General features: G+C 29.8%; 5 protein-coding genes and 1 pseudogene. All 6 read left to right on the plus strand.

What is annotated here, in order from left to right; genetic code table 11:
• Window positions 1-111: 111 nt before the first annotated feature.
• On the plus strand, window positions 112-1,035 hold the full coding sequence (locus tag ACFWV9_RS15980) for a DUF5655 domain-containing protein (RefSeq protein WP_411896239.1): 924 nt from the start codon (window positions 112-114) through the stop codon (window positions 1,033-1,035).
• A 149-nt stretch (window positions 1,036-1,184) separates the two neighbouring features.
• The gene (locus tag ACFWV9_RS15985) at window positions 1,185-1,688 is read left to right on the plus strand and encodes a hypothetical protein (protein ID WP_411896240.1); all 504 of its coding nucleotides are present in this window, start codon (window positions 1,185-1,187) and stop codon (window positions 1,686-1,688) included.
• A 321-nt stretch (window positions 1,689-2,009) separates the two neighbouring features.
• Window positions 2,010-2,216, plus strand: coding sequence for a helix-turn-helix domain-containing protein (locus ACFWV9_RS15990; RefSeq protein ID WP_411896241.1), 207 nt, complete (start codon window positions 2,010-2,012; stop codon window positions 2,214-2,216).
• On the plus strand, window positions 2,206-4,950 hold the full coding sequence (locus tag ACFWV9_RS15995) for a restriction endonuclease subunit M (protein WP_411896242.1): 2,745 nt from the start codon (window positions 2,206-2,208) through the stop codon (window positions 4,948-4,950). Before ACFWV9_RS15990 ends, ACFWV9_RS15995 begins: the two co-directional genes overlap by 11 nt.
• Entirely contained in the window at window positions 4,941-6,350 is a 1,410-nt protein-coding gene (locus tag ACFWV9_RS16000) for a hypothetical protein (RefSeq protein ID WP_411896243.1), read from the plus strand. Before ACFWV9_RS15995 ends, ACFWV9_RS16000 begins: the two co-directional genes overlap by 10 nt.
• A 272-nt stretch (window positions 6,351-6,622) precedes the next feature.
• A pseudogene (locus ACFWV9_RS16005) lies at window positions 6,623-7,021 on the plus strand (hypothetical protein); the annotation flags it as partial.

Consider the following 7,021-nt stretch of genomic DNA (forward strand, 5'->3'; position numbering starts at 1 on the left):
CCTTGGAGATTTTCAGTTCGGTGTGTACTTGCAAAGTTAATCGCTAAACCACGCAACTACTCATAGCCGAAACCGTTAGCACCCATTCTGGACAAATCAAAACACTAATAAATGGCACTATTTAAAATTGACGGGAATGACAATCTAATAAACATAAAAGAGCAACCCTTCAAGCTTGAAAAAGAGATTCAAAACCTAACCGAGAAAAATTTGAATTCAATATTTGACCTTGAATTTGTAAAAACTGAGTTCAGTATTAACAGTTTTCGAATCGACACTTTGGCATTTGATAAAGAAGCGGGAACTTTTGTGATTATCGAATATAAAAGGGACAAGAATTTTAGTGTAATCGACCAAGGATATGCATATTTATCCTTGATGCTTAATAATAAAGCAGACTTCATACTTGAATACAACGAAAATGCGAAAGGAACTTTAAAAAGAAATGATGTAGATTGGTCTCAATCTCGAGTAGTTTTCATTTCTCCTTCATTTACGACATATCAGAAAGAAGCCATAAATTTTAAAGATTTACCCATAGAACTTTGGGAAATTAAAAGATACGACAATCACACAGTAAACTTTAATCAGATAAAAACTTCTGGTGCACAAGAAAGTGTCAAAACTATTAGCAGACAAGACAAGACGATAGAAAATGTAACAAAAGAGATTAAGGTTTTTACAGAGAGTGACCATTTGAAAAATGGAAACCCTGAAATTCAAGAGCTTTATGAAAAGGTAAAGGAGAGTATCATTAATCTCGACGATAACATTTCAACTCAGGCGAAAAAACAAACCATTGGGTTTAAGATTGACAATAATATATTTTGTGACATCGTAGTTTTAGCCAAGAGTTTAAAATTGTATTTGAATCTGAAGAGTGGAGATTTAAAAGACGAAAAGAATATAACTAGAGACGTTTCTAATGTCGGACATTGGGGTAATGGTTCGTATGAAATCAAAATGAAAGACACCGAAGACCTTGAATACATTTTGAGTCTAATAAAACAGTCAATCCGAATGAATAAAAAATAACGGGTGCTAACAGCAAGCATAAAATATAGGGCGGTTCTGTGGTTTGCCACGGTTTGTAACTCGCAGCTTCTTTTTGTTCCGGTGGAATGGGAATCGCTCCGAAAAGCCCTACATTTCATGCTTGCGAACCGTTGTGGTGCATTTAAGAAATGGAGAACTTAATAGAAAAATCTGCTGAACAAATAAAAGACCGAATTGAATTTTGGTTCTTAAAATATTTCAATAAAACCAAAACGGATTTTAATGGAAGTGAGATTTTTACACTATTCGAACTTCTAAATGCGGAATTACGAGCCGAACTTAAAAAACGACTGAATTTATACCCAAATGAAATTCCTGTTTTAGTTTTAAAAATTTCAAAATCGGAGTTTATAATTAATACAACCAAAAAGTTTGTCCAGATTAACTCAGATTCGACTGAAATAATTGATTACGCAGAGTTTGAATGGCATAATGGATATAAATCATTTGTTGTTGACAAGGAGAAAAAGACAATTACTAAACACGATGGACATTTTGCGGAATTTGGATTAAGAAAAACTAATGGAGAAATTATCTATTGGAAAATACCAACGGGAGTTCCTGGATTTGGATTTTGGAATGTTACCAAGAAGTGTGAATTAATCGGACGGAAATTTATAACAACTGAATAAAAAACGACACCACAACAATGGCTATAAGTAATTGCTTGTTCTCGCCTACTTCTGAAAATCCGCGAGGATTTTCAGTTTGGTGTGTACTTCCAAAGTTAAGTGCTAAACCACGCAACTACTCATAGCCTAACCGTTGTACACAAGCTCTGAAAAGCAAACAGCACAGTCAAGCACATTTCATTTTGCTCGTGCCTCACAAAATAAAAAGAGCTTGCCTTTCCCCTACGCTAATTACCATTGAATGATAATTTTTATACTCATTTAGTGAGTATTTTCAAAATTGTTGACTACATTAGTTGACTGAATTAAAAAAATTCAAAAATGAACCGAATAAAAGAGGTTTTAGAGCAAAAAGGAATAAAGCAAATTTGGTTGGCTGAACAATTAGGAAAGAGTTATAATATGGTACACTCATACGCTCAAAACAAAAGACAACCAAGTTTAGAAGACTTATACAAGATTGCAGAAATATTGAATGTAGAAGTTGCTGAATTATTAGAAAAACGAAATACAACCAATGAACAATAACTGGAGAACATTAGTTGAAAACAAACTCAACAAACAAAAAAATATAGTTGCAAAAATTGATGTTGAAAAAGCAACTGTCAATTACTCTGAAAAAATAAAAAGCAACAGAACTTTAAAAGCCCTAACTGGTGATGAAGAAATAGTTAGAGCCTTTCTCATAGACAGACTTGTTAATGAATTAGATTATAAACCACAAAATTTAGAAACGGAAAAAGAATATTCTGTAAAAATTGGTAGAGATACTAAAAACCCAAGAATTGATGTATTAGTAAAGGATGACAAAGGAAATCCGTTCTTTTTCATCGAAGCCAAATCACCACAAGATTACGAGAGTGGAAAAGAAACTATTGAAGGACAACTATTTACTCTAGCACAAGAAGAAGAAAAAAAGCATAAAACCAAAGTGAAATATTTGGTTTATTATACTGCTGAAATACAAGACAATGAAATAATCGACAGAGCAATTATTATCGATTTTGACACGTACAAAACTTATGACGATTGGGAAAAAGACGGTTATATTTCAATTGGCACTGAATTAACAGCTGGTTATGGTGAACCAAAAAAACAACCTTTAATAAAAGGTGATGAAAAATATGACTTACGTGTTAGAATTAACAGAAGCGAAATCGAAGGTTTAGGAAAAAATCTACACAACGTACTTTGGGGTGGTGGTGGAACTAATGATAGTGAAATATTTTATTCATTAGTAAACATAATACTAGCTAAAATCCAAGATGAATACGAAAAAGAAGACGGAGAAGAATATGATTTTCAAATTTATCAGTATGGTTCACATATTGAAGCTCAAAACAAAATATTTACAAGAATAAATGAGCTATACAAAAGAGCTTTAAGAGAACAATTAAATGTTACTGACCAACAAAAAATTGATGATGATAATATCATTAATAGAAACAAATTTCCATTAAACAAGTTAGTTTACACAGTACAATCTCTTGAAAGTTTTTCATTTCTTGAAGGTCGGAGTTCTCTTGATGGCAAAGATATTCTTGGTGACTTTTTTGAAAGTATTACAAGAGATGGTTTCAAACAAAATAAAGGTCAATTTTTCACGCCTACACCAATTGTAAACTTCCTTTTATATGCTTTACAATTAGACGATTTAGCCTTAAGTAGATTAAATAATAATCGTGAATTACCATTAATAATTGACCCATCAGCAGGAAGTGGAACTTATCTTGTTGAGGCAATGAAACTTATTACTAAAGAAGTAAAATATAAACAAAGAAAAAAAGTAAAATCTAGTCGACAAATAAAACAAAGATTTGAAGAATTATTTACACCAGATTATAACGAAAACAAATGGGCAAGAGAATATCTTTATGGCTCTGAAATAAACTTTGATTTAGGAACATCTTCAAAAGTAAATATGATTTTACACGGAGATGGTTCTACCAATATTTTTGTGAAAGATGGTTTATTACCATTTCGTTTTTATGTAAAAGAAACTTCACCAAACTTTCTAGAAACAGCAACAAATGAAGAAATCTACAACAATAAAGAAGTAAATGGAAAATTTGATGTAGCAATTAGTAATCCACCTTTTAGCGTTGATTTAGATAATCAAACACAAAGAGAAGCGAAAAACGCTTTTCTTTTTGGCGATAAAAAGAATTCGGAAAACTTATTCATTGAAAGATATTATCAACTATTAAAAGAAGGAGGTCGTTTAGGTGTTGTTCTACCAGAAAGTGTTTTTGATACGACAGAAAACAAATACATTCGTCTTTTCTTATTTAAATTCTTCAATATTAAAGCAGTTGTAAGTTTACCTCAAATAACATTTGAGCCTTTTACTTCTACAAAAACAAGTTTACTTTTTGCACAGAAAAAGACAAAAGCAGAAGTTGAAAAATGGAATGTAGTTTGGAACAAATATGGTAATGAATGGAGTTTATTAAACACAAGAATTAAAGACTATAATTTATACTTTATTGACAAAAAACCTCTAAATAAGAAATGGGCAAAAGATGTAGTTTCAGACATTGAGAAAAAGAACAATAAAAACATATTAAATAATATTTACAGGTTCTTAAAGGACTACTTGACAGAAGAAGACAAAACTTTAGACATAACAGATATTTTAGCAAAATACCAAGATGAAATTAAAAGTTTGTCTAAATATGATAAAGAAACAGAAGCGTTTGGTTTTTATAATACTTGGTGGGTTTTTGGTGAAGTTGCCAAAGAATTTGACTACAATATATTTATGGCAGAAGCCGAAAATGTTGGTTACAAAAGAACTAAAAGAGGTGAAAATCCAATGCCAAATGACCTTTTCGACAAAGAAATTGCACCTCAAAACATAGATACTAATTTGATTATTGAAAGTTTTGAAAACAACATTTTAATTTCTAAAAAACAACAAAAAGAATTATCATCAATTCAAGCCGAACTTGAAAAGAAATTGAAAACAAATAAAACTAGTTCTAACGAAAAGAAGTTAGAAAAAGTTGAAAATGATATTGAAATTATTATCAGTAAAATTGACTCACTAGAGTCTGAATTAGAAAAAATCACAACATTTTTAGAAGCATATTATTCAAATGATGAACTAAAACCAGAATATTACGAAAGAATTGACGAAAGTTTATTATTCGAATTTAATCAAGGACTTTTAACACAATATAAAAGTGATGATGTTTTACTTCGCAAAACAGAAGTTCTGAAAATACTTGATGCAATTAGAAAAGATGTTATATGGGAATAAATTATTCTAAAATAAAGACAAGTAATTTATCTATTGATTCCTTATTAAGATTGGATAGTAAGTTTCATTTAGATTTCAATGACTCTGGATGGGATATTTTTAAAACATCATCAAGTAATTTAGTTAAACTAAAGGATTATATCGAACCTTTTTATGAAAAATTTAATTATGAAGAAGATGTTGAGTATTTTGGTATACCCACAGGTAGAGATTATTTAAATGATTTCGGTCAAATAATATCACATCAATTAGTCACAAAAGATGACCATCCTGGTAGATTAAAATATAGTGCAGATGAAAATTGTATTTTAATTTCAAGCTTGAAAGGTGCTGTTACACCTGCATTAAACTTTGATTTCAACTTAAGTAAGTATGTTTTTTCTAACGGTTTTTACATATTTAAACCTAAAGGTAAAAACAATAAAAAATTTATACTTTATTTATTAAGGTCCATTAGAATTAAATACTTAATAGATAATGTAATATATAGAGGAATAGGTATTTCATCATATCGTGAAGATGATTTATTAAACATTCAGATACCATATATTGATAGTGAAAAGCAAAACTCTATAGTTAAAAAGATTGAACCACTAGAAAATGAAATAATTGAATTAATAAATAGTAAAAAAAGTGAAATAGATATCATTAATGAAGCTTTTTCAAATGAATTCAATTTTGATTTTGAGGTGTTCAACAAACTTAAATCTGAAAAAATAGTTTCTTCTTCTTTATTAAACTTTTCTAATAATATAGATTGCAGATTTGGTTATAGATTTCAGCATAAATCTGGAAAATATATGATGGACTTTTTAAAATCTAAAACTCAAAAAAGGATAAAAGATTATGTTGCTATCCCAATTACTTTAGGAAAAAGTGTTTCACCTTCTCAATATGACGAAGAAGGAGAATATTACTACATATCTATGGCAACTGTTAAGAAATTTTATTTCGACAAAGAAGATGCTAAAAAGGTTTCAGATGAATATTCAAATCAAAACCTGAATAAAGCTGTTAAGAAGAACGATATAATTATGACAAGGTCTGGAATGGCTATTGGTAAGTTTGCATTAATTAAAAAGAATATTAAAGGTATTTACGCAGATTTCACAATGCGAATAAGACTTGAAAATTACAATCATCAATTAGCATATTATTATTTCAGAAGTGTATTCTTTCAACAATTAATCACGACTAATAAAAAAGGTTTACAGAACCATAATATTTTTCCGAGTATGATTCAAGAATTTCCAATTCCTGATTGGTCGATTGAAAAACAAAATGAAATCTGTGATAGCATTACAAAGCAAATTGACAAACAAAGAGATATTGATAAAATAATTGAACAAAAACAGAATGAGATAAATAGGATAATTGAAAACGCAATTGAATCGGAATAGTCAACGCTTAAAGCCATACACATTTGCCATTCGCTACAGCCAACACACAAGCCCAAAATTGCTAAAGAGTATGCCTTTGCCAACGCTGAATGACAATCTGAACGGAAAAAAGCCAGTGTACAACAACGTATATAAAAAATAGCGGTTGAAACGCTTAACCAGAAGAAAATGAATAAATTAAAGGTCTGTAATAATCCGAAAAGTTAGTGCATAAAATCCGCTACTTTTCATATACAAGACCGTTGTGCTTCATTATAACCAACCACTAACCAATGATAAAATTCTTTAGAAAAATTAGACAGAAAATGCTGACTGAAAATAAGTTCAGCAAATACCTGCTTTATGCTATTGGGGAAATCATACTTGTGGTTATTGGAATTCTAGTCGCATTAAATCTCAATACCAAAAAAGAATTAAAAACGAACAATGACCAGATAGAAAAAATTTTAACTAACGTTTATAAGGATTTAGAAGAAGACTTAATTAAAACTATAAACTTTCAAATTGAATTTAACGAAAGGAGAGATTCACTATCAAATATAGTGCTTTCTAAAACTCTAAAAGTATCTGATTATGCAGTCAATAAAAATGGCAATAATCCTTATTTGACTTTGATAGAAGAGCAAATTGAACCTTATAGGTTTGAAACAAATGCTTACAATAGACTTATT

The organism is Winogradskyella sp. A2 (genome assembly GCF_046762865.1).
Classification (GTDB): Bacteria; Bacteroidota; Bacteroidia; order Flavobacteriales; family Flavobacteriaceae; genus Winogradskyella.

Coding starts and splice junctions, on each gene's coding strand:
- ACFWV9_RS15980 (WP_411896239.1), top strand. CDS start 112: ATGGCACTATTTAAAATTGACGGGAATGACAATCTAATAAACATAAAA.
- ACFWV9_RS15985 (WP_411896240.1), top strand. CDS start 1,185: ATGGAGAACTTAATAGAAAAATCTGCTGAACAAATAAAAGACCGAATT.
- ACFWV9_RS15990 (WP_411896241.1), top strand. CDS start 2,010: ATGAACCGAATAAAAGAGGTTTTAGAGCAAAAAGGAATAAAGCAAATT.
- ACFWV9_RS15995 (WP_411896242.1), top strand. CDS start 2,206: ATGAACAATAACTGGAGAACATTAGTTGAAAACAAACTCAACAAACAA.
- ACFWV9_RS16000 (WP_411896243.1), top strand. CDS start 4,941: ATGGGAATAAATTATTCTAAAATAAAGACAAGTAATTTATCTATTGAT.